This is a genomic window from Rhizobium giardinii bv. giardinii H152, from assembly GCF_000379605.1.
Taxonomy (GTDB): domain Bacteria; phylum Pseudomonadota; class Alphaproteobacteria; order Rhizobiales; family Rhizobiaceae; genus Pararhizobium; species Pararhizobium giardinii.
The window spans coordinates 1-1244 of sequence record NZ_KB902622.1; the positions used below are offsets into that span (position 1 = coordinate 1).

Sequence of the window (1244 nt, forward strand, 5' to 3'; positions counted from 1 at the left end):
GTTCGGGTAAAGCCGAGCTCCGGAAGCGATGACTTCGGTTTCTACTCGGGTTGCGTGCCTTCAATCTACTTTCAGTTTGGCAGCCGGGAGCCTGGAAACGAGACCGGGGTACACACGCCTACCTTCGGAGCCTCGGACAAGATCCTCTTGCCAACCACGGAGCTGGCGATTCAATATTGTTGGGAGCTACTGCATAGTTGACCCACTGGCATGCGATTAGCCCAAGAGAATGGCCGATACTGGATATAGCAGTTGGCCCGAAACGTTTACAACACTATCGGGTTCAGTCTCGAGTATCCGAAATTTCACTTTGCACCCAGCATGCCTCTGCACTCGGGCAAAACCAATTTCTTGGGGAATATCCGCGTCTTTTGGGGCTCCGTCGTTAACGCGATTGCGCCTCAAAATTGGCCGTTAAAGACAAACACTACCATCGGAATACTTGTTTGGAGCCTATCCTTGGATCGGAAATGAGAAGCTCGCCTTCACTCGATCCATAACCACCATCGTTTTAAACCCCTTGATGTCGTGGTTTTCGTAGAAAAATCGCCGGGTGAATTCCTCATAGTCCTCCATGTCTTTTGCAGTGACAATCAGCATGAAGTCTGCGTCGCCGGTCACGTAGTAGCCAAGCATAACGTCTTTCGTTTTTCGGATAGCTGCCTTAAATCGGTCTACGATATCCGCGCGTTCGCGTTCTAACGACACCAAGACGATCATAGTAAGGTGGCGGCCTACCGCCTTTGGCGACACGATCGAGACATCCGCCTCGATCACGCCCTCTTCCCTCAACTTCTTCAGTCTGCGCTGGCAAGCTGTCGCTGACAGGTTCGCCACCTTGGCGAGTTCATCAGAAGTCAGTCGATTGTTATGTTGCACGGCATCCAGCAACGCAAGATCGGCGCGATCAAGTTCCATATTGTAGGCATCCTGCGTTCGGACAACGTTTTTGCAGTAATTCTGCTTATAGCCCTTCGTTTCCGCCGTCAACTGCGGAAGTAAACACCTACATTGTGTTAACGCTGGCTTGGCAACTATCCGCCGCGGTGAAGGGGCTGCAGCTGTAGGGCTTGCTCACTTCAGGCCAAGCGACAGTTCGGGTACATCGGAGAATTAACAATGACCATCAACATCAAGGACATCGCCGATAAGGACCGCAACTCGGTCCTGCATCCGTTCACGCAGCTGAAGGACTTTGCCAGCGGCAAGCTTGGCGAGCCGACGATTGTTGAAACGGGCAAGGG

General features: G+C 52.3%; 1 protein-coding gene. It reads right to left on the bottom strand.

Annotation, left to right across the window (positions count from 1 at the left end; translation table 11 throughout):
- Window positions 1-453: 453 nt before the first annotated feature.
- Complete coding sequence (locus A3AY_RS0110890; protein WP_018325710.1) at window positions 454-918, bottom strand: Lrp/AsnC family transcriptional regulator; 465 nt, start codon at window positions 916-918, stop codon at window positions 454-456.
- Window positions 919-1244: the final 326 nt, after the last annotated feature.